16 protein-coding genes and 1 pseudogene are annotated in these 21,244 nt (G+C 65.3%); 12 read left to right on the top strand and 5 right to left on the bottom strand.

Annotated elements, in window-relative coordinates:
• Positions 1-216 precede the first annotated feature (216 nt).
• The 7 genes from OKW29_RS36690 (at position 217) to OKW29_RS36660 (ending at position 9,154) form a co-directional block, all read left to right on the top strand.
• A complete protein-coding gene (locus tag OKW29_RS36690) occupies positions 217-1,203 on the top strand; it encodes a LacI family DNA-binding transcriptional regulator (protein ID WP_429294376.1) in 987 nt (328 codons plus the stop codon).
• The gene (locus tag OKW29_RS36685) at positions 1,200-2,501 is read left to right on the top strand and encodes an AGE family epimerase/isomerase (RefSeq protein WP_429294375.1); all 1,302 of its coding nucleotides are present in this window, start codon (positions 1,200-1,202) and stop codon (positions 2,499-2,501) included. Before OKW29_RS36690 ends, OKW29_RS36685 begins: the two co-directional genes overlap by 4 nt.
• Positions 2,498-3,406 (top strand): carbohydrate kinase family protein, encoded by a 909-nt coding sequence (locus OKW29_RS36680; protein WP_429294374.1) that lies wholly within the window; start codon positions 2,498-2,500, stop codon positions 3,404-3,406. Before OKW29_RS36685 ends, OKW29_RS36680 begins: the two co-directional genes overlap by 4 nt.
• A gap of 153 nt (positions 3,407-3,559) precedes the next feature.
• Positions 3,560-3,790: a hypothetical protein gene (locus OKW29_RS36675; RefSeq protein ID WP_018419210.1), complete on the top strand. Its 231-nt coding sequence runs from the start codon at positions 3,560-3,562 to the stop codon at positions 3,788-3,790.
• 76 nt (positions 3,791-3,866) lie between these two features.
• Positions 3,867-4,112: a hypothetical protein gene (locus tag OKW29_RS36670; RefSeq protein WP_090802738.1), complete on the top strand. Its 246-nt coding sequence runs from the start codon at positions 3,867-3,869 to the stop codon at positions 4,110-4,112.
• A 234-nt stretch (positions 4,113-4,346) separates the two neighbouring features.
• Positions 4,347-5,324, top strand: coding sequence for an ion channel (locus OKW29_RS36665; protein ID WP_429294373.1), 978 nt, complete (start codon positions 4,347-4,349; stop codon positions 5,322-5,324).
• Positions 5,325-5,566: 242 nt separating this feature from the next.
• Complete coding sequence (locus tag OKW29_RS36660; RefSeq protein WP_429294372.1) at positions 5,567-9,154, top strand: indolepyruvate ferredoxin oxidoreductase family protein; 3,588 nt, start codon at positions 5,567-5,569, stop codon at positions 9,152-9,154.
• A gap of 17 nt (positions 9,155-9,171) precedes the next feature.
• Here OKW29_RS36660 and OKW29_RS36655 read toward each other — a convergent pair whose 3' ends face one another.
• A complete protein-coding gene (locus tag OKW29_RS36655; RefSeq protein WP_429294371.1) occupies positions 9,172-9,888 on the bottom strand; it encodes a copper homeostasis protein CutC in 717 nt (238 codons plus the stop codon).
• Positions 9,889-9,923: 35 nt separating this feature from the next.
• The gene (locus OKW29_RS36650) at positions 9,924-11,210 is read right to left on the bottom strand and encodes a sensor domain-containing phosphodiesterase (RefSeq protein ID WP_429294370.1); all 1,287 of its coding nucleotides are present in this window, start codon (positions 11,208-11,210) and stop codon (positions 9,924-9,926) included.
• Positions 11,211-11,523: 313 nt separating this feature from the next.
• On the opposite strand from OKW29_RS36650, the gene OKW29_RS36645 reads away from it, so the two are divergent.
• Positions 11,524-13,179 (top strand): Na+/H+ antiporter, encoded by a 1,656-nt coding sequence (locus OKW29_RS36645; protein ID WP_429294369.1) that lies wholly within the window; start codon positions 11,524-11,526, stop codon positions 13,177-13,179.
• A 62-nt stretch (positions 13,180-13,241) separates the two neighbouring features.
• Here the strand turns inward: OKW29_RS36645 and OKW29_RS36640 are convergent, their stop codons facing one another.
• Positions 13,242-14,549, bottom strand: coding sequence for a solute carrier family 23 protein (locus OKW29_RS36640; RefSeq protein ID WP_429294368.1), 1,308 nt, complete (start codon positions 14,547-14,549; stop codon positions 13,242-13,244).
• Between the two features lie 149 nt (positions 14,550-14,698).
• Complete coding sequence (locus OKW29_RS36635) at positions 14,699-16,231, bottom strand: sensor domain-containing diguanylate cyclase (RefSeq protein WP_429294367.1); 1,533 nt, start codon at positions 16,229-16,231, stop codon at positions 14,699-14,701.
• Between the two features lie 334 nt (positions 16,232-16,565).
• Here OKW29_RS36635 and antA point away from each other — a divergent pair, with 334 nt between their 5' ends.
• The 3 genes from antA to antC are packed head-to-tail and all read left to right on the top strand — an operon-like array spanning position 16,566 to position 19,486.
• Positions 16,566-17,957, top strand: coding sequence for an anthranilate 1,2-dioxygenase large subunit (antA, locus tag OKW29_RS36630; protein ID WP_429294366.1), 1,392 nt, complete (start codon positions 16,566-16,568; stop codon positions 17,955-17,957).
• Complete coding sequence (gene antB, locus OKW29_RS36625; protein WP_184026235.1) at positions 17,954-18,442, top strand: anthranilate 1,2-dioxygenase small subunit; 489 nt, start codon at positions 17,954-17,956, stop codon at positions 18,440-18,442. The genes antA and antB overlap by 4 nt, the downstream gene beginning before the upstream one ends.
• 15 nt (positions 18,443-18,457) lie before the next feature.
• The gene (gene antC, locus OKW29_RS36620) at positions 18,458-19,486 is read left to right on the top strand and encodes an anthranilate 1,2-dioxygenase electron transfer component AntC (protein ID WP_429294365.1); all 1,029 of its coding nucleotides are present in this window, start codon (positions 18,458-18,460) and stop codon (positions 19,484-19,486) included.
• A 6-nt stretch (positions 19,487-19,492) separates the two neighbouring features.
• Here the strand turns inward: antC and OKW29_RS36615 are convergent, their stop codons facing one another.
• Complete coding sequence (locus OKW29_RS36615; protein WP_429294364.1) at positions 19,493-20,416, bottom strand: AraC family transcriptional regulator; 924 nt, start codon at positions 20,414-20,416, stop codon at positions 19,493-19,495.
• Positions 20,417-20,718: 302 nt separating this feature from the next.
• On the opposite strand from OKW29_RS36615, the pseudogene OKW29_RS36610 reads away from it, so the two are divergent.
• Positions 20,719-21,138, top strand: a pseudogene (locus OKW29_RS36610) (methyl-accepting chemotaxis protein); the annotation flags it as partial.
• Positions 21,139-21,244: the final 106 nt, after the last annotated feature.

Raw genomic sequence — 21,244 nt, 5'->3', positions numbered from 1 at the left:
CGGATGGCATAGGACGATTCTCGGACCGTCTCGAAAACGGCGGCCAGCCGGTTGTTTAGTCTGTTTTACTAAACGCATTAATTCCCGACAACTCCATACGATACGGGTATTTACCTGTGTCATGCTGGCGTTTTGCGGGCGGCTTTAGCTGCGTTTTACTATACAATCGCCCGACCTGAACCCGTGCTGCCTCGCCTCGCGTGGCAGCTTCATTCGATGGCCACAACCATCCGCGACGTCGCCCGCGCCGCCAGCGTTTCGATCGGCACCGTGTCGCGCGCGCTCAAGAATCAGCCGGGCCTTTCCGAGGCCACGCGCGAACGCGTCGTCGAAGCGGCGCGCCAGCTCGGCTACGACTCGGCGCAGCTGCGTCCGCGCATCCGCCGGCTAACTTTCCTGCTGCATCGTCAGCACAACAACTTCGCCGCGAGCCCGTTCTTCTCGCACGTGCTGCACGGTGTCGAAGACGCGTGCCGCGAGCGCGGCATCGTGCCGTCGGTGCTGACTGCCGGGCCGACCGAGGACGTGATTCACCAGATGCGCCTGCACGCGCCCGACGCCGTCGCGATCGCCGGCTTCGTCGAGCCCGAAACGCTCGCCACGCTGGTCGCGATGCAACGCCCGCTGGTGCTGATCGATCTATGGTCGCCGGGCTTGCGCTCGGTCAATCTCGACAACGCCGGCGGCGCCACGCTCGCAATGCGCCATCTGTTCGCGCAGCAGCGCAAGCGCGTCGCGTTCATCGGCGGCTCGCTCGCGCACTTCAGCATCGCCGAGCGCGCGCTCGGCTACCGGCGCGCGTTCTTCGAAGCGGGGCTGCTGTTCGATCCGTCGCTCGAAGTGAACATCGACGCCGGGCTCGATCCCGACACCGGCGCCGCGCGCGCGATGCAGCGCCTGCTCGACGCGCCGGGCACGCGCCCCGACGCCGTATTCGCGTTCAACGACGCCGCCGCGCTCGCCGCGCTACGCGTGTGCCTCGCGCGCGGCCTCAGCGTGCCCGACGACATCGCGATCATCGGTTTCGACGACATCCCCGCCGCCGCCCACGCTACCCCGCCGCTATCGACGATCGCGGTCGACAAGGAAGCGCTCGGCCGGCGCGGCGTCGAACTGCTGCTCGAAGACTCGCCCGCCGAACTCGAAGTCCGCTTGCCCGTTCAACTCGTTGCCCGTGCCAGTACTTTGGTGAAAACGCCATGACGCTAACCGATCCGCTTCAACTTTCCAGCGACGCCGCGAAGGCGCCGCCGGTCGCCAGCTTCCGCAAGCGCGAGTTTCTGCTCACGCACATCGAAGACACGCTGCGCTTCTACGCGCCGAATGTGCTCGACCCGAGCGGCGGCTTCTACCACTTCTTGCGCGACGACGGTTCGATCTACAACCGCACCACGCGCCACCTGGTCAGCAGTTGCCGCTACGTGTTCAACTACGCGATGGCGTACCGGCAGTTCGGCGACCCGAAGCACCTCGAATACACGCGCCACGGCCTGCGCTTTCTGCGCGACGCGCACTGGGACTCGCAGCACGAGGGCTACGACTGGGAAATCGAATGGCGCGACGGCAAACAGCGCACGCTCGACGCGACGCGCCACTGCTACGGCCTCGCGTTCGTGCTGCTCGCGTACTCGCACGCGGCGATGGCCGGCATCGAGGAAGCGAAGCCGATGATCGGCGCGACCTTCGAGCTGATGGAGCACCGCTTCTGGGACGCCGCCGCCGGCCTCTATGCCGACGACGCGTCGGCCGACTGGCATGTCAGCACGTATCGCGGGCAGAACGCGAACATGCATACCACCGAGGCGCTGCTCGCCGCGCACGAAGCGACCGGTCATCTGGTGTATCTCGATCGCGCCGAGCGCGTGGCGTCGAATCTCACGCTGCGCCAGGCGAAGCTGTCGCAAGGACTCGTGTGGGAGCACTTTCACGCGGACTGGTCGGTCGACTGGCACTACAACGAAGAGGACAGCTCGAACATCTTCCGTCCGTGGGGCTTCCAGCCCGGTCATCAGACCGAATGGGCGAAGCTGCTGCTGATTCTCGAACGCTTCCGTCCGCTGCCGTGGCTGCTGCCGCGCGCGATCGAACTGTTCGACGCCGCGATGACGTACGCGTGGGACGAAGATCACGGCGGCCTCTACTACGGCTTCGGCCCCGATGGCACCGTGTGCGATCACGACAAGTACTTCTGGGTGCAGGCCGAAACGTTCGCGACCGCCGCGCTGCTCGGCAAGCGCACCGGCAACGAGCGCTTCTGGGACTGGTACGACGAGATCTGGCGCTATAGCTGGACGCACTTCGTGGACCACAAGTACGGCGCGTGGTATCGCATCCTCACCTGCGACAACCGCAAGTACAGCGACGAAAAGAGCCCGGCCGGCAAGACCGACTATCACACGATGGGCGCGTGCTACGAAGTGCTCGCCCATGCGCTCGGCGAAAACGCTGCGGCTGAATCAGCCGCTCCCGCCGCAGCGACTTCCGCGGAGAAAGCACAATGAGCGCGACGACCAACCTCCCCGTTTTCGTATCCGCCGGCGACATCCTGACCGATCTCGTGCGCACCGGCGCATCGCACTGGCTGTCGCGTCCGGGCGGCGCGGGCTGGAACGCCGCGCGCTGCGTCGCGCGGCTCGGCCTGCCGACCGCGTGCGCGGGCTCGCTCGGCGTCGATAACTTTTCCGACGAGCTGTGGGACGCGAGCGTCGCGGCCGGCCTCGACATGCGCTTCCTGCAGCGCGTCGAGCGTCCGCCGCTGCTCGCGATCGTGCATCAGACGCATCCGCCCGCGTACTTCTTCATGGGCGAGAACGGCGCCGACCTCGCGTTCGATCCGGCGAAGCTGCCCGCCGGTTGGATGAACGCGGTGAAGTGGGCGCACTTCGGCTGCATCAGCCTCGTGCGTCAGCCGCTCGGCGACACACTGGCGAAGCTCGCCGCCCAGTTGCGTTCGCACGGCGTGAAGATCAGCTTCGATCCGAACTATCGCAACCTGATGGAGCACGGCTACGAGCCGACGCTGCGCAAGATGGCCGCGCTCGCGGATCTGATCAAGGTATCGGACGAAGACCTGCGCATGATCTTCAAGACCAGCGACGAAACCGCCGCGCTCGCGCAATTGCGCGCGATGAATCCCGCCGCCACCGTGCTCGTCACGCGCGGTCCCGAAGCGGCGATGCTGCTCGACGGCGCCGCGGTGATCGAGGCGAAGCCGCCGCGCGTCGAAGTGGTCGATACGGTCGGCGCGGGCGATGCGTCGATCGGCGGTCTGCTGTTCAGCCTGATGAGCGCGCCGCAACGCGGGTGGCCCGAGCATCTCGCGTTCGCGCTCGCGGCCGGCGCGGCGGCTTGCGGCCACGCCGGCGCGCATGCACCGACGCTCGACGAGGTGGTCGCGCTGCTATAAAACGCGGCGCTGTAATTCTGCTGCCCTGGGGCGCGCGTAGCGTAACGGATGTCGAGCACGTCGCGCGGCGCGAAGCTGCCCCGGGCGGGAACCGATCCCGCCTCGCCGTGCTAGGATGAAAACATCGAAACCTTTGCGAAAAGGAGCGAGGCCATGGAGGACGTCACCTACACTAAAGGGCTCTACACGGCCACCGCGTCGATAAGAGAAGTCGCACATGACGCCTGGCAAGGTGTCGTCACCCTCGCACGCGACGAAGGCGAACCGAGCGCCGATCAGGAAACCACGCTCTACGAAGTCGACTCGACGTCGTCGACGCCGGGAGAAGCGCTCGAAGAAGCCAAAGCGCTCGCACATCGTATCCTCGGGGAAATCGAACTGTAGGCCGAACCAGGGGCTGCGCGCCGCGCGTCCTCGCGCATCGGCGCGCCGCTGGCGGATCGGCCGGCTGGAGGCGATCATGGCTGAACAGCTGTTCCAATACGGCGTGTATTCGATTCACGTTCGTCCGCTCGAACTCAGTGGCGCGCGCTGGGACGCGGAATACGAAATCCGTCATCGCGAGAAGGCCGTCAAGGCGTGGACCACGGTCGGCGGCGACGCGGGTTATGCCGAGCAGGCCGAAGCGGTGGAAAGTGCGCATCGGCAGGCGGTCGACGATATCGAGCATGGCGCGGGAATTCCGAAGCCGCGCGTGTTTCCGTGACGGCGGTTGGGTGCGTGTGGCGCGCGGCTGCGCCCGACCCGCTCGCCGCGCGTGATGCGACCTGACCCAGCCTGAATTCCGGGACGCGCCCGGAAGCATTTCAACGACGGCATCGCGCAACCTCGCACCCTGGCGATACATCGCGCCGCGCCGCCTTCGCACCGCGCGAAACTCGCGCAGCGCGCACAACGCGCCATGCTACGCTGTGCACGTCTTCATCCCCACGAGCGCGTGATGGCAAGCGAACCGTCAGACCGTTTTTCCACGCTCGGCGACACCGACACCGACGCAAGCGCACCGAGGCGCCGCGCGCGCGGCAGTCGCGAAATGCGTCTCGACGATCGCGTGGTGATCGCGCACGGCATGCCGACGCCGCTGTGGCAAGACCTGTATCACCGCGCGCTCGGCGTGCGCTGGCCGGGGTTCTTCGTGTCGCTCGCGCTGCTGTTCCTGCTGCTCAACACCGTGTTCGCCATGCTCTACATGCTCGGCGACGCCCCGATCGCGAATCAGTTTCCGAAGGGCTTCGCCGGCGCGTTCTTCTTTAGCGTCGAAACCCTCGCGACGGTCGGCTACGGCGACATGCATCCGCAAACCGTCTACGCGCACTGGATCGCGACGCTCGAAATCTTCATCGGCATGTCGAGCATCGCGTTGGCGACCGGGCTGATCTTCGCGCGCTTTTCGCGGCCGCACGCGAAGATCATGTTCGCGCGCTACGCGGTGATCCGGCCGATCGACGGCCGCATGACGTTGATGGTGCGTTCGGCCAACGCGCGACAAAACGTGATCGCCGAGGCACGCGCGCGGCTGCGCATCATGCGCCTGGAGACCTCGATCGAAGGCTTTACGCTGCGCAAGCTCTACGACCTCGCGCTGGTGCGCGACCAGCACCCGGTCTTCAAGCTCGGCTGGACGCTGATGCACATCATCGACGAAGCGAGTCCGCTGTTCGGCGAAAACGCCGAATCGTTGAAAGGCCGCGACGTGTCGCTGCTGCTCACGCTCGAAGGCATCGACGAATCGACGTCGCAAACCATGCAGGCGCGCCACATGTGGACCTGCGACCAGATCGTCTGGCAGCACCGGTTCGTCGACATCATGAGTGAGCGCGACGGCGTGAGCCACATCGACTACGTGCACTTCGACGAAATCGTGCCGCTCGATGCGGCACCGCTCCAACCGGACATCGCGGCGAACACGGCGCAATAGCAATAGCCATCGTCCCATTCGCCGCCTCACGACACCCAGGGCATACCCGAAGCGCGCCGCCGCGTGGCAAATCCGGCTCAAAAGCGGGCCGAAACGCGCGACTCGTCGCGCCCATTCGCGCACGGCCGATTAAAGAAGAAATAATTCACTCTCACGAGCGCTAAAAAATAGAGTCTCTTTCGCTGCGCGGCATCCGTGACCCCACCGCCCGCGCGCGAAGCCAGAACATTGGAGACTCCCCCATGACCGCTCGCCTGCCCATCGACGGCACGCCCGCACTCGCCGACTACAAGCTTTCCGACAATCTCACCGCGACGCGCGGACGGATCTTTCTGACCGGCACGCAGGCGCTCGTGCGCCTCGCGCTGATGCAGCGCGCGCTCGACAAGACCCGCAACCTGAACACGGCCGGTTTCATCAGCGGCTATCGCGGCTCGCCGCTCGGCATGGTCGATCAGCAGTTGTGGAAGGCGAAAAAACTGCTCGCCGCGAGCGACATCCGCTTTCTGCCCGCGATCAACGAAGAACTCGGCGGCACCGCCGTGCTCGGCACGCAGCGCGTCGAAGCCGATCCCGAGCGCACCGTCGAGGGCGTATTCGCGATGTGGTACGGCAAAGGCCCGGGCGTCGACCGCGCGGGCGATGCCTTGAAGCACGGCAACGCGTACGGCTCGTCGCCGCACGGCGGCGTGCTGGTGGTCGCGGGCGACGATCACGGCTGCGTGTCGTCGTCGATGCCGCATCAGAGCGACTTCGCGTTGATCGGCTGGCACATGCCGGTCGTGAATCCGTCGAACATCGCGGACATGCTCGAATTCGGCCTGTATGGCTGGGCGTTATCGCGCTTCTCCGGCGCGTGGGTCGGCTACAAGGCCATTTCGGAGACCGTCGAATCGGGCTCGACCGTCGATCTCGACACGCTGCAAACCGAATGGACACCGCCATCGGAATTCGAAGCACCAGCCGGCGGTCTGCACAACCGCTGGCCCGATCTGCCGAGCCTGACGATCGAAGCGCGTCTGCACGCGAAGCTCGACGCGGTGCGCCAGTTTGCGCGCATGAACAGCATCGACAAATGGATCGCGCCGAGCCCGCACGCCAATGTCGGCATCGTCACCTGCGGCAAGGCGCATCTCGATCTGATGGAAGCGCTGCGCCGGCTCGATCTGACGGTCGCCGATCTCGACGCGGCCGGCGTGCGCATCTACAAGGTCGGGCTGTCGTTTCCGCTGGAGATGACGCGCATCGACGCGTTCGTGTCGGGTCTGTCCGAATTGCTCGTGATCGAAGAGAAAGGCCCGGTCATCGAGCAACAGATCAAGGACTATCTGTACAACCGCACACAAGGCACACGGCCGGTCGTGATCGGCAAGCACGCCGAAGATGGCACGTTGCTGCTGTCGTCGCTCGGCGAATTGCGGCCGTCGCGCATTCTCCCGGTGTTCGCGAACTGGCTCGCGAAGCACAAGCCGGCGCTCGATCGCCGTGAACGCGTCGTCGATCTGGTCGCGCCGCAGATCCTGTCGAATGCGGCGGACAGCGTGAAGCGCACGCCGTACTTCTGCTCCGGCTGCCCGCACAACACGTCGACGAAAGTGCCGGACGGCTCGATCGCGCAGGCGGGCATCGGCTGTCATTTCATGGCGTCGTGGATGGAGCGCGACACGACCGGGCTGATTCAGATGGGCGGCGAAGGCGTCGACTGGGCCGCGCATTCGATGTTCACGAAAACCCGCCACGTATTCCAGAATCTCGGCGACGGCACCTACTTTCACTCCGGCATTCTCGCGATCCGCCAGGCGGTCGCCGCGAACGCGACGATCACCTACAAGATCCTCTACAACGACGCGGTCGCGATGACGGGCGGCCAGCCAGTCGACGGCAGCATCTCGGTGCCGCAGATCGCGCGGCAGGTCGAAGCCGAGGGCGTGTCGCGCTTCGTCGTGGTCAGCGACGAGCCGGAGAAATACGACGGCCATCACGGCCAGTTTCCGCAGGGCACGACGTTTCACCATCGCAGCGAGATGGACGCGGTGCAGCGCCAGTTGCGCGACATCGACGGCGTGACCGTGCTGATCTACGACCAGACCTGCGCGGCCGAAAAACGCCGGCGCCGCAAGAAGGGCGAATTCCCCGACCCGAACAAACGGCTCTTCATCAACGAGGAAGTCTGCGAAGGCTGCGGCGATTGCGGCGTGCAGTCGAACTGTTTGTCGGTGGAACCGGTGGAAACCGCGCTCGGTCGCAAGCGCCGCATCGATCAGTCATCGTGCAACAAGGACTACTCGTGCGTGAACGGCTTTTGCCCGAGCTTCGTCACCATCGAAGGTGGTACGCTGAAAAAAGCCGCGGGCGACGCGTTCGATCCGCAGGCGCTCGCCACGCACGTCGACGCGTTGCCGATTCCCGCGACGCAACTCGATGCCGCGCCGTACGACATCCTCATCACGGGTGTCGGCGGTACCGGCGTCGTGACGGTCGGCGCCTTGATCAGCATGGCCGCGCACCTCGAAGGCAAGAGCGCGTCGGTGCTCGACTTCATGGGCTTCGCGCAGAAGGGCGGCGCGGTGCTGTCGTTCGTGCGCTTTGCCGCCCGCGACGAATGGCTGAACCAGGTCCGCATCGACACGCAGCAGGCCGACGTGCTGCTCGCCTGTGACATGGTGGTCGGCGCGAGTGCCGATGCACTGCAGACGGTGCGACATGGCCGCACGCGCATCGTCGTCAACACGCATGCGATTCCGAACGCGAGCTTCGTGCAGAACCCGGATGCGACGCTGCATGCCGACGCGCTGATCGACAAGATGCGTCACGCGGCCGGGGAAGAGCGTATGTCCACGTGCGACGCGCAAGCGCTCGCAACGCGTCTTCTCGGCGATACGATCGGCGCGAACATTCTGATGCTCGGCTTCGCGTGGCAACTCGGTCTGGTGCCGGTGTCGTTCGCCGCGATGATGCGCGCGATCGAACTGAACAACGTCGCCGTGCAGATGAACCAGCTCGCGTTCTCGATCGGGCGCATGGCCGCGGCTGATCCCGCCGCGCTCGAATCGCTGTGGCAGTCGCGTCATGCACCGAAGCCGAGCGTGCGGGTCGATACGCTCGACGAGCTGATCGCCCACCGCGAAGCACGGCTGCTCGCGTATGGCGGCGCGGCTTATGTGAAGCGGTATCGCTCGCTCGTCGATGCGGCACGGCGCGCGGAAACCGCCGTCGATGCGGCGAGCGAGCGCGTGACGCGCGCGGTCGCGACCACGTTCTACCGGCTGCTGGCGGTGAAGGATGAATACGAAGTTGCGCGTCTGCATACCGATGCCGCGTTCCGCGACGCGCTCGAAGCGCAGTTCGAGGGCGTCGCCGGCAAGGACTTCACGATCCGCTTCAACCTCGCGCCGCCGACGCTCACGCGTGCGCAGCCCGGCGCCGTGCCGACGAAGAAAACCTATGGTCAGTGGATGTGGTCCGTGCTCGGCCTGCTCGCGAAATGGCGCGGTCTGCGTGGCTCTGCGCTCGATCCGTTCGGCCGCACGCTCGAGCGCAAGATGGAGCGCGAGCTCGCGGGCGATTACGAAGCCACGCTGCACCGTGCGCTAGCGAAACTCGACGCGGGCCATTTCGACGACGTCGCGAAGCTCGCTGAACTGCATGCGCGCGTGCGCGGGTATGGGCACGTGAAGCTGGCGAATCTGGCGGGGGTCAAGCGTGGTGAGCGTGACCTCGCCGCGCGCCTCGGCATCGATGCGGCGACGGGTGTCGCGGTGAAGAAGTCGCTCGAGGAGATGAAGGGCGCCGGGCAGTTGCGCGGCATTCCGGTGGTGGTCGCGAAGTAAGTGGTTCGTTGCGCTGCTCACCGTTGCATTGCGTCGAGCAGCGCCCTCACCTGCATCACCTTCGCCGGATCGACTGGCGCGAGTCCGTTGCCGTTCACGCGCACGCCGGAGCCGAAATGCACGGCCTCGACGTGCGTTTTGCTCACGAACTCCGCGACCGCATCGACCGTCAAGCCGGCACCGGCGAGCACCGTGCAATGCGAGCCCGCAGCCTGCCGCAGCAGTGCGCCGATCGTCGCTTGCGCCCACAGCACCGACGGCTGTCCGCCCGACGTCAGCACATTCGTCACCGCCTCGAAACCGAGCAATACGTCGAGCGCTTCGCGCAGATCGCGCGCCTCGTCGAACGCGCGATGGAACGTGATCGCGAGTCCATCGGCAGCTTCGCACGCGCGCGCGAGACCTTCGCGGTCGATCGCCCGCTCCGCATCGAGCATGCCGATCACGATGCCGTTCGCGCCGGCCGCCTTGACGGCCCGGATGTCGCGCAGCATCACCGCGTAGTCGTCGGCGTCGTAGACGAATGCGCGGCTATGCGGCCGCACGATCACGTTCACGGGTACGCCGGCTGCCCGGACGCCGACCGCTGAAACCACCGCCTCGATCAACCCCACACTCGGCGTCAGTCCGCCCTCGCCCATCGCGGTCACGAGTTCGAGACGGTCGGCACCGGCCTGCGCGGCAGCGCGCGCATCGGCGACGGTCGTGGCAATCACTTCGAGCAGCACGGACATGAGCGCAACCTGGTGTCGTTGAAAACGGCATCATGTCAGATGCGCGCGTCGCGTTCGTCTTCGACCCAGTCGATATCGCCGCACAGCACACAGGTCTCGCTGCCGACGCGCGTTGCCACCGACAGCGTCACGCACGGCAAGGCCTCGTTGATCGACAGATACGGCCGCGTCACGTGCACCCGCTCCGGCGCATTGATCGCGACGCTGAAGTACGGCCGACGCAACCAGTTCGCGCCCTGCGCGTCAGCGAGCGGCAGAAAGCGCGTTTCATGCGCCGCGCGATCGGCGCGCAGCACGACGTTGCGGCCGGCCTGGCGCCCCTTCGCGTCGAGCAGAAAACAGCGCGCCACGTGATCGAGCGCGAGGAAATTCCAGCACACCTCGTCGAGCGGCTCACCGGCGGCGAGACGCTCCGCGGCGCGCTCGAACGCGCGCAGATACGGCGCGAGCCGACTCGCGCTGCGCCGCTCGCGTGCCTCGGCCTGCTCGCGATAACGCTCGGTGACTTCGCCGATGCAAACCGCAGCGTGGATCGGATCGGCAACACCCGGATTCGGCCGGCCAAAGAAAAAGCCCTGCACGAAGTCGGCATTGCAGGCGAGCGCCATCTGCGCTTCGTGCTCGGTTTCGATGCCCTCGATCAGCACGAGCTTGCCCGCTTCATGCAGCATCGCCACGAGCCCCGGCAGGATCGTCGCCATGTCGGCGCGATGCGCGGCATGCGACAGCATGACGCGGTCGAGCTTCACGATGTCGGGATTCAGTTGCCAGATCCGCTCGATGTTCGAATGGCCGGCGCCGAAATCATCGAGCGCGATCAGGAAGCCGCGCTCGCGAAACTCGCGCACCGCATCGGCGAGTCGATCGAGATCTTCGGCGCTCTGCTCGAGCACTTCGAGCACGACGCGCCGCGGCGACAGATCGAGCCGCCGAAGATTGGCGAGCAAAGCGGCCGCGAGATACGGGTCGGTCAGCACGCCCGGGTGCACGTTCAGGAACAACCATTCGCGCTCGGCGCCGAGCACATTGAAGTTCTCCAGATGCAGCGTCTGCGCCAGCCGGTCGATCTGCAGCGCGTCGCCGAGGCGCGCGGCCTCGCCGAACACATCGAGCGGCGACACCGGGCGATCGAGCGCGTCGTGCGCGCGCAGCAAGCCCTCATAGCCGACCGCGCGCAGGTGCGACAGACTGAAAATCGGCTGGAACACGCTGGTAAGCGTCAGTTCGCCGTGCTGCACCGAATAGCGTTGAAGGCCCGAGCTCACCTCGACCTCGAAGCCGTGCGGCATGCTCGCCGCCCTTTCCTGTTGCGCAATCGTCATGCAATCCTCTCACGCGAGAGCCGGCCGGTCCGAACGCGACCGGCAACGAGCTCTCAAAATGTGCGTCATCGTTACCGGTTAAGCAAGGTCCATGCGCACGCTGGCGCACACTGCGCTGTAACTCGGCCGAAACATTGCACCGGCGACAGCGCTCGTGCGCCGCCCGCGGGCGTCGCGCGCACCATTGCGGTGCACGAATTCGCAGGCCGCGTCGCGGCGAAGCTCGCGGCAACTGCGCGCGCCGCCGGGCTACACTCGACCCTGCGCATCGCGCCTTCTCCCGGGACAACCCATTCATCCCCCGAAACACACGATGGAAATTGTCTTTACCGTCCTGATCCTGCTACTCGCCGTCGCCGCGTCCGGCATGCTGACCCGCGCGCTGCCGTTCAAGCTGCCGCTGCCGCTCGTGCAGATCGCGATCGGCGCGATGCTCGCGTGGCCGCGCCTCGAATTGCACGTCGCGTTCGATCCGGAAATCTTCATGCTGCTGTTCATTCCGCCACTGCTGTTCGCGGACGGCTGGCGCATCCCGAAGCGTGAGTTCTTCATGGCGCGCCGCGCGATCCTGATGCTCGCGCTAGGCCTCGTGTTCATGACGGTGCTGGTGGTCGGTCACTTCGTGCACGTGCTGGTGCCGCAGATCTCGCTGCCGGTCGCATTCGCGCTCGCCGCCGTGTTGTCGCCGACCGACGCGGTCGCGCTGTCCGGCATCGCCGGTAAGGGCAAGATTCCGGTCCAGTTGATGCATATCCTCGAAGGCGAGGCGCTGATGAACGACGCGTCAGGCCTCGTCGCGCTGAAGTTCGCGATCGCCGCCGCGCTGACCGGCGCGTTCTCGCTGCGTGAAGCGTCGGTGAGCTTCGTGATCATCGCGGTGGGCGGCCTCGCGGTCGGCGCGGCGGTGAGCGCGGTGTTCAGCTTCGTGTCCGCGCGCTTCCTGAATCTCACCGAAGAAGGCGATCCCGCGCCGGGCGTCGTGATGACCCTGCTGATCCCGTTCGCCGCCTATCTGACCGCCGAGCGCTTCGAGCTGTCGGGCGTTCTTGCCGCGGTCTCCGCCGGCATGATGATGAACTACGCGAGCATCACGGAAAAATGGCAGGTCGCCTCGCGCGTGCGGGCCTCGAGCACGTGGACGATGATCGAGTTCGTGTTCAACGGCATGGTGTTCATCATGCTCGGCCTGCAGTTTCCGCACATCCTCGGCCGCGCGCTGCTCGTCGCGCACGAAACCAACGACGCGCAGGTCGCGCTGCTGATCGGCTATATCGTTGCGGTGGCGCTCGCGCTGTACGCGATGCGCTTCGCGTGGGTGTGGCTGCTGCGCTGGTTCGCGAGCCGCGACGCGACGAAGCACGGCGTCGCGAACGCAGTGCCCGGGTTGCGCATGGTGTCGGTGACGACGGTGGCCGGCGTGCGCGGCGCGGTGACGCTCGCGGGCGTGCTGTCGCTGCCGGAGGTGCTGCCGAACGGCACGCCGCTGCCGGGACGCGATCTCGCGATCTTCATCGCGTCGGGCGTGATCCTGCTGTCGCTGCTGGTGGCGGTGGCCGCGTTGCCGCTGCTGCTGCGCGGCTGGCGGCGCGGCAAGGACCCGCATGCCGCCGAGGAAGCACTCGCGCGTACGCTCGCCGCGCAGTCGGCGATTCGCGCGGTCGATCATGTGCACGACACGGAATGCGCGGACCTCGAGGAATCGGCTCAGGCGTATGCGACCGATGTAACCGCGCGGGTGATGGACCTGTACCGCCGCCGCCTCGCGACGCTCGACGACGAACAGGCGCCACGCGAACTCGCGCGCCGCGCCGACGCGCTCGAATTCCGCATGAAGCTCGCGGCGATGCGCGCCGAGCGCAAGACGCTGCTCGACCTGCGCGACACCCAGCGCATCAACGACGAGACGCTGAACAAGCTGATGCGCGAGGTGGATCTGTCGGAGACGGCGCTGACCGCGCGCAAAAGGTAGGAATTGGCTGCCGCATCGGCATCGGCACCGGCGCTTGAAATGCCAGTGCCGATAAAAGACGCTCAGGCCACCGGCCCTTGCGTCGGCTTTCTTCTCAGCAGCGCGTACAGGATGATCGCGCCGAACGTCGCGGTGCCGATGCCGCCGAGCCCGAAGCCGCCGAGCTTCAGCGAGAAGTCGCCGGCGCCGAGCACGAGCGTGACGGCCGCGACGATCAGGTTGCGGTTGTCGGAGAAGTCGACCTTGTTGACGACCCAGATGCGCGCGCCCGTCACCGCGATCAGCCCGAACACGACGATCGACACGCCGCCCAGCACCGGTCCCGGGATCGTCTGGATCACCGCGCCGAACTTCGGCGAGAAGCCGAGCACGAGGGCGATCAACGCGGCGATCACGAACACCAGCGTCGAATAGATCTTCGTGACCGCCATCACGCCGATGTTCTCCGCGTACGTGGTCACGCCGGTACCGCCCGCGAAGCCGGACACGATCGTCGCGAGCGCATCGCCGAGAAACGCGCGGCCGATATAGCGGTCGAGGTTCTGGCCCGTCATCGCGCTGACGGCCTTGATGTGGCCGAGGTTTTCGGCGACGAGGATCACCGCGATCGGCGCGAGCAGCGTCATCGCGTGCGGGTCGAACACCGGCGACATGAAGTGCGGCATGCCGAACCACGCGGCGTTCGCGACGATCGAGAAATCGATCGGCTTGCCCATGCCGAGGCCGTTCGTGACGATCGCGTAAATGGCGTAGGCGAGCAGCAGGCCGACCAGGATCAGCAGACGCTGGAGCATGCCGCGCGTGAACACCGCGACCGCGCCGACGCACAGCACCGTGACGAGCGCCATCCACGACTCGAAATTGCTGCCGCTCACGCCATGCACGGCGATCGGCGCGAGGTTCAGACCGATCACGCAGACGATCGCGCCGGTCACGACCGGCGGCATCAGCGTTTCGATCCAGCCCGTGCCGACCGCCGCCACGATCAGGCCGATCACCCCGTACGCGACGCCACACGCGATGATGCCGCCCAACGCGACCGCAATATTCGGGTTCGCGCCGTGTCCGCCGTAGCCGGTCACCGCGATCACGAGGCCGATGAACGCAAAGCTCGAACCGAGATAGCTCGGCACGCGCCCGCCGACGAGCACGAAGAACAGCAGCGTGCCGATCCCCGACATGAAGATGGCCAAGTTCGGATCGAAGCCCATCAGCAGCGGCGCAAGCACGGTCGAGCCGAACATCGCGACGACGTGCTGGACGCCCATCGCGAACATCTGCGGCCACCCGACCCGTTCGTCGATGCCGACGATGCCGCCTTCGGCGCCGGCAGGCTGGCGGCGCCAGCGGGGGAAATAGGATGAGGCCATCGCGGGGATTCTCCTCTGGGTCGGCGTGGTGTGTGCCGATCACACGCTTTGGCGTGGGTCCGGCAAAAGTTACGCGCGAGTTTACGGAGAGCAATAAGGGCTGGCAAGCGGGCCGACAAGTGGCTCGGGAAACGAGCCCTGGAAGCGGGTCAATTCGCGCGGCGCGGGTCGGGGTCCGGCGTCACCGCGGCGCCGTCCCGCGAAGAGTGGTCCGTCGGCGCGCCGTACAGCATCACCCGATTGCGGCCGGCATCCTTCGCGCGATACAGCGCTTCGTCGGCGGCGTCGACGAGCGCGCGGCTCGTCGCGAGCGCCGCGCCCTGCGCGGTCGCAGCGCCTGCGCTAACCGTCAGCACGTGATGCGTGCTGGCCACATGGCGGCATTGCAGCGCCTGCACCGCCGCGCGGATCTGCTCGGCGATCCGCTGCGCGCCCGTCGCGTCGGTGTCCGGCAGCAGCACCGCGAACTCCTCGCCGCCGAAGCGCGCGGCCGTATCGCCCGGACGTCGCGCGTTCTGCGCGATACAGCGCGCGACGCCAATCAGCGCTTCGTCGCCGGCCGAATGGCCGTAAAGGTCGTTGAAGCCCTTGAAGTTGTCGACATCGATCAGTAGCAGCGACAGCGGCCGGCCGGTGCGCTGCGCGCGTCGCCATTCGTCGTTCGCGTGCTCCTCGAAGGCGCGGCGGTTGTTCAGGCCGGTCAGCCCGTCCGTGCGCGCCAGTTCGCGCAACTCTTCCTCGGCCGCGCGGCGCAGACGCAACTGGCGTGAGAACAGGATCGCGAGCGCGATGATCGTCACGTCGAGCGCGCCGATCAGCATGCCGATGATCCATGCGCGCCGCCGCCACTCGACGTAGATGTCGCGCGTCGAGAGCGCGACGTCGAGGATCAGCGGAAAGCCGTCGATATGGCGGAACGCATACCAGCGCTCGACGCGATCGATCGCCGCCGTGCCGAAGAAGTCGCCGCTCGGCCCCTTGATGAAGCGCGAGAAGTTGGCCGTGCCGGTCAGGTTGATGCCGATCGTTTTCGAATCGTAAGGACGGCGCATCAACATCGTGCCGTCGCTGAGCATCAATGCCATCGAGCCGCTCGGCCCGAGCTTCATGCCGTCGAACAGGCGATGGAAATACGTGAGGCGCAGCGTGCCGACCACCACGCCGCCGAAGCTGCCGTCCGGCCTCGAGATGCGCCGGCTCAGCGCGATGCGCAGGTCGTCGTCGGTGCCGCTCGGGCTGAACGGATGGCTGATGTACAGGCCGACGTCGGGTGAAGCGCGCTGCGCCTTGAAGTAATCGCGGTCCGCATGGTTACTTGCGCGCGGCGGCCACGCGCGTGAATCGAAGCGCACGTTGCCGTTCTCGTCGAGCACGAATACCGAGCCCATGTCCTTTGCGCTGATCGAGCCGTCGAACAGCACCATCTGGCGGATCTCCGGCGGCAGATCGAGCACGCCCGGCTGCTTCAGTCCGTCGATCGCCGCGCGCAGCGACAGGTCGTAGATCTCGAGATTGCGCGACACGTCGCGCTGGACCAGCAGGGATATGTTGGCGACGGAGTCCTGCGCGCGCCGCAACGCATCTTCGCGCATCTGTGCGAGCAGCGACACGGCGATCGCGAGGATCGCGCCAGCCAGCAAGACACTGATCGCAATCACGTTGTTCGGTCGGCGCGTCACCATGCGTTTTTGGTTCTGACATGCGCTGAACGTCGCGCGTGAAGAAGCGGCCGCGTCTCGGCAATCACCGTCAAAAACGCGACCTACGAAAAACGTTAGCGTAGCAGACATGGCGTACAGGCAAACGTTTGCGTATCCGGGTGTTTGCCCGCACGCGCCAGAACGGCACGCCAGAAGTCCCGTCCGGCGGGGGTTGCGCCCGATCGCCAGATTATCCGGGTGCCGTCCAATTATTCGGATAGCAAATGCGAATTGGCTGGATAGTTGGCCTCGCCACTTGGGTATTCAATCGAGCCTGTCACGTTCAAACGATTGAACACAAGGAGAGCGACACATCATGAGCGAGAAGCGCAGCGCCTCGGAATGGCGCGAATTCGTCAGCGGCTGTCTGGACTTCCGCCCCGCGGAAGGCGTGTACCGGATTGCCCGCGAAATGTTCACGGAGCCCGAGCTGTTCTCGCTCGAAATGGAGCACATCTTCGAGAAGGCCTGGATCTATGCGTGCCACGAAAGCGAGATCCCCAACAAGAACGATTTCCTGACGATGCGCGCGGGCCGCCAGCCTCTGATCATCTCGCGCGACGGCGCCGGCAACCTGAACGCGATGATCAATGCGTGCCAGCACCGCGGTGCGACGCTCACGCGTATGACCAAGGGCAACCAGTCGACCTTCACGTGCCCGTTCCATGCTTGGTGCTACAAGAACGACGGCCGCCTCGTGAAGGTGAAGGCGCCGGGCGAATACTGCGACGACTTCGACAAGTCGGTGCGCGGCCTGAAGAAAGCGCGCATCGCGAGCTACAAGGGCTTCGTGTTCGTGAGCCTCGACGTCGACGGCATCGACACGCTCGAAGACTATCTCGGCGACGCGCGCATCTTCTTCGACATGATGGTCGCGCAGTCGCCGACCGGCGAGCTCGAAGTGCTGCCCGGCAAGTCGACCTACACGTTCGACGGCAACTGGAAGCTGCAGAACGAGAACGGTCTCGACGGGTATCACGTGAGCACCGTGCACTACAACTACGTGGCGACCGTGCAGCACCGCATCGAATCGAATGCGAAGAAAGGGGATAACCCAAGCGGCACGCTCGACTACAGCAAGCTCGGCGCCGGCGACAGCGAAACCGACGACGGCTGGTTCGCGTTCAGGAATGGCCACAGCGTCCTGTTCAGCGACATGCCGAATCCGCAAGTGCGTCCCGGCTACGAGAGCGTGATGCCGCGGCTCGTCGAAGCCTATGGCCAGGACAAGGCCGAATGGATGATGCACCGGCTGCGCAATCTGAATGTCTACCCGAGCCTGTTCTTCATGGACCAGATCAGCTCGCAGCTGCGCATCGTGCGGCCGGTCGCGTGGAACAAGACCGAGGTCATCAGCCAGTGCATCGGCGTGAAGGGCGAATCGGCGAAGGATCGCGAGAACCGCATCCGTCAGTTCGAAGACTTCTTCAACGTGTCCGGCATGGGCACGCCCGACGATCTCGTCGAGTTCCGCGAGCAGCAGCGCGGCTTCCAGGCGCGCCTCGAACGCTGGAGCGACATCTCGCGCGGGCATCACAAGTGGGCCCGCGGCGCGACCGCGAACACCACGCTGCTCGGCATCGAGCCGAATCTGACCGGCACCGAGCTGACCCACGAAGGGCTTTACGTGAACCAGCACGGCACCTGGCGCGACGCGATCCTCAAGGGTCTCGACAAATCCATCGAATCGCAGGGAGAGCAGGCATGAGCCAACTCCAACACTCCGTCGAGCAGTTTCTGTATCTGAAGGCCGATCTGTGCGACAAGCAGCAATGGGACGAATACCTCGATCTATTCGATCCGCAGAGCGTGTTTCATGTGCCGCAGTGGGATTCCGAGCACGTGTACACGACCGATCCGAAGCAGGGCATGTCGCTGATTTACTACTCGGATCGCGCCGGTCTCGAAGACCGCGTGTTCCGGCTGCGCACCGGCAAGTCGGCCGCGTCGACACCGCTGCCGCGCACGATGCATCAGATCAGTAACGTGCGCCTGAGCGAGCGCGAAGATTCAAGCGTCGAAGCGAACGTGAACTGGTCGACGCTGTACACGCGTCACGGCTCGACCGACTACTTCTACGGCCGCGCGGTGTACGACCTGCAAGCGTCGGGCGATAGCTGGAAGATCAAGCGCAAGCACGTGCTGCTGCTGAACGACCACATCAACGCGGTGCTGGATTTCTATCATCTGTGAGCCGGGGGCACGACGATGAAACATAAGGTCGCGTTGAGCTTTGCCGATGGCAAAACCGCGTTCTTCGATGTGAGTCCGAACGAGTTGCTGCTCGACGCGGCGCTGAAGAACGGCGTGAACATTCCGCTCGACTGCCGCGAAGGCGTGTGCGGCACCTGCCAGGGGCGCTGCGAATCGGGCGACTACACGCTCGATTACGTCGACGAGGAAACGCTCAGCGAAGAGGACCTCGCGCAGCGCAAGATCCTCTCGTGCCAGACGCGCGTGAAGTCGGATGCGTCGTTCTATTTCGACTTCGACTCGACGCTGTGCGAAGGCGCCGGCACGAGCACCGTGTGCGCGAGCGTGGTCGGCGTCGAGCTGGTGTCGGCGACGACCGCGATTCTGCGTGTCGATGCGAGCGCGCATGAGCGTCAGCTCGATTTTCTGCCGGGCCAGTATGCGCGCGTGAAGGTGCCCGGCACCGAAGAATGGCGTTCGTACTCGTTCGCGAATCATCCGAACGCGCGCAACGAGTTGCAATTCCTGATCCGTCTGCTGCCCGACGGCATGATGAGCAACTATCTGCGCGAACGTTGCAAGGCCGGTGATACGGTCGAGTTCGAGGCGCCGCTCGGCGCGTTCTATCTGCGCCAGGTCGAGCGTCCGCTCGTGATGGTGGCGGGCGGCACGGGACTCTCTGCCTTCCTCGGCATGCTCGACGGCATCTCGGCGAAACGCAATGTCGCGCATCCGGTGCATCTGTACTACGGCGTCACGAATGCAGCCGATCTGTGCGAGACCGGGCGCATCAACGGCTACAAGGCGAGCATCGAAGGATTCGCGGTCGAGACGGTCGTGATGAATCCGGCGCCGGAATGGTCGGGCAAGACCGGGCTGATTCCCGAGCATTTCGACCGCTCGTTTCTCGAATCGAATGGCTTCGACATGTACGTGTGCGGACCGCCGCCGATGATCGAAGCGATCAAGACCTGGCTCACCGAACAGGGTATTCAGGATTACCGGCTGTTTTACGAGAAGTTCGGCGAAAGCAACGCGCGATAGGACGTTCTAACGCCGCGCTGCGCGCTTCAGCGTCTCGGATGGCGACTCGCCGAACAATGCCTTGTACTCGATCGAAAAACGGCCGAGATGCGACATCCCCCAGCCCAGCGCCACCGACGAGATATTGCGCACCGAGCGGTCGTCGAGAATATCGCGCCGCGCCGATTCGAGCCGGTAGCGTTTCAGATACGCGATCGGCGCGCAGCCAAAATATTGACGGAAGCCGTCGAACAGCTTGAAGCGCGACACACCCGAAGCGCGCTCGATGTCTTCGAGCGTGATCGGCTCGCGCGCGTTGTCGTGAATGAACTGGCGCGCGCGGGTCAGATAATGCGGTGGCGTCGGCGCGGTCGCGTTGGCCAACTGTTCCGAATAGTTATGCGGCTGCGACAGCAGCAGTCCCTTCAGCAACGTCAGTTCGAATTCGCTGGACATGTAAAGCTGCCCCAGCGACGGTCCCGAGCGCTCCATCTCGCCGGCCAGGAACTTGACCATGCGCCACCACGATGCCTGGTCGCCGGCGGCCGCATCCATGTCGGGCTGGAACACGAGCGGCGCTTCGACGGGGCGTTGCAGCATCGTCTGCAGCACCTGTTGGAGCGCGGAGCGAGGAATCGCGACGTGCAGCTTGCGGCAATTGCCGGTGATCGCGAGATCCTGCGATTCCTGCGGACTGACGATCAGACCGCAATCCTGATCCGACAACCACCTCTTGCCGTGTGCTGCGAGCTCCTGTTGACCGACCATCGGCAGGCTCACGCTGTAGCAGTTCAGCGGACTGCTCTCGCTCACCGCGACCGTCACGTCGGTGCCGTATTCGACGTAGCCTATCGTCGTCGCCATCGAACGAAGTACGGTGCCGGACTGGTGGAAGCGCAAGCGCTTCGGGTGACTGACCTGGAGCCCGTGGGGGCCGCAGATGGACGCCATCCAGTTGCGGGCGCCGTCTAGGTCGCTTAAGGCGGCGCGGAGATCGCGGTTGTTGGGGTCCGGTGTTGACATACGTGGAGACGAGCTATTGAGGTGCGTGCCCCCGAGGGCAGACAGTCCATCAAGGCGCAAACGGGGACATGATGGGTTTGGCTAAGCCTACCTCAACCGTGACCGCTCCGGGTGGATGAATAAAACATTGTCCTCCGGTAAAGCACCGCTGTGCTGGCATGGAGAATTGCTGCCATATGGAAAAGAGACCGAAATTCAAACGAAAGGCAATGCATTCATCACGCATTTTAAATACGCGCAAAACCGTGCAAGCCTCTAATTTTTCGGTCATTGCGTTGTCTGTTGCGCAGAAGGGCAGCGCGGTGGCCGGCCCTAGGTCGTCAACACGACGCGGCACATCAGCGACAGCTCGACGAAGATCGCGGACATCACAGCGATCATCGAGCCGTTGCGTTTCAGACCAACATGCTCGCGCTGAACGCGGCCGTCGAAACGGCGCGCGCCCGCGAGCAGGGACGCAGCTTCGCGGTGGTTGCGAGCGAGGTGCGCAGCCTCGCGAAACGCTCGTCGAGCGCGGCCAGGAGATCAAGGACCCGATCGCGACGTCGGTCGACCGGATCCGCGACGGCTCGGCGCTCGCTGGCGAAGCGGGGAGGACGATGAACGAGGTCATGCACGCCGTCGCACGCGCGACCGACTTGATCGCGGAGGGGTGGGATAGGTTCTGACCGGTGCTTTTTCGCCTACGCGTCGCGCCTGCTGTTCCCGAAGGCACGGCATGCGGTCAACTCGTGCGTCGAGGGCAATGACGATGTG

It is taken from the genome of Paraburkholderia sp. CI3 (genome assembly GCF_050436505.1).
GTDB classification, from domain to species: Bacteria; Pseudomonadota; Gammaproteobacteria; order Burkholderiales; family Burkholderiaceae; genus Paraburkholderia; species Paraburkholderia tuberum.
Note: the sequence above shows the minus strand (reverse complement) of the source record. Positions and strands in the feature narration are given on the sequence as shown.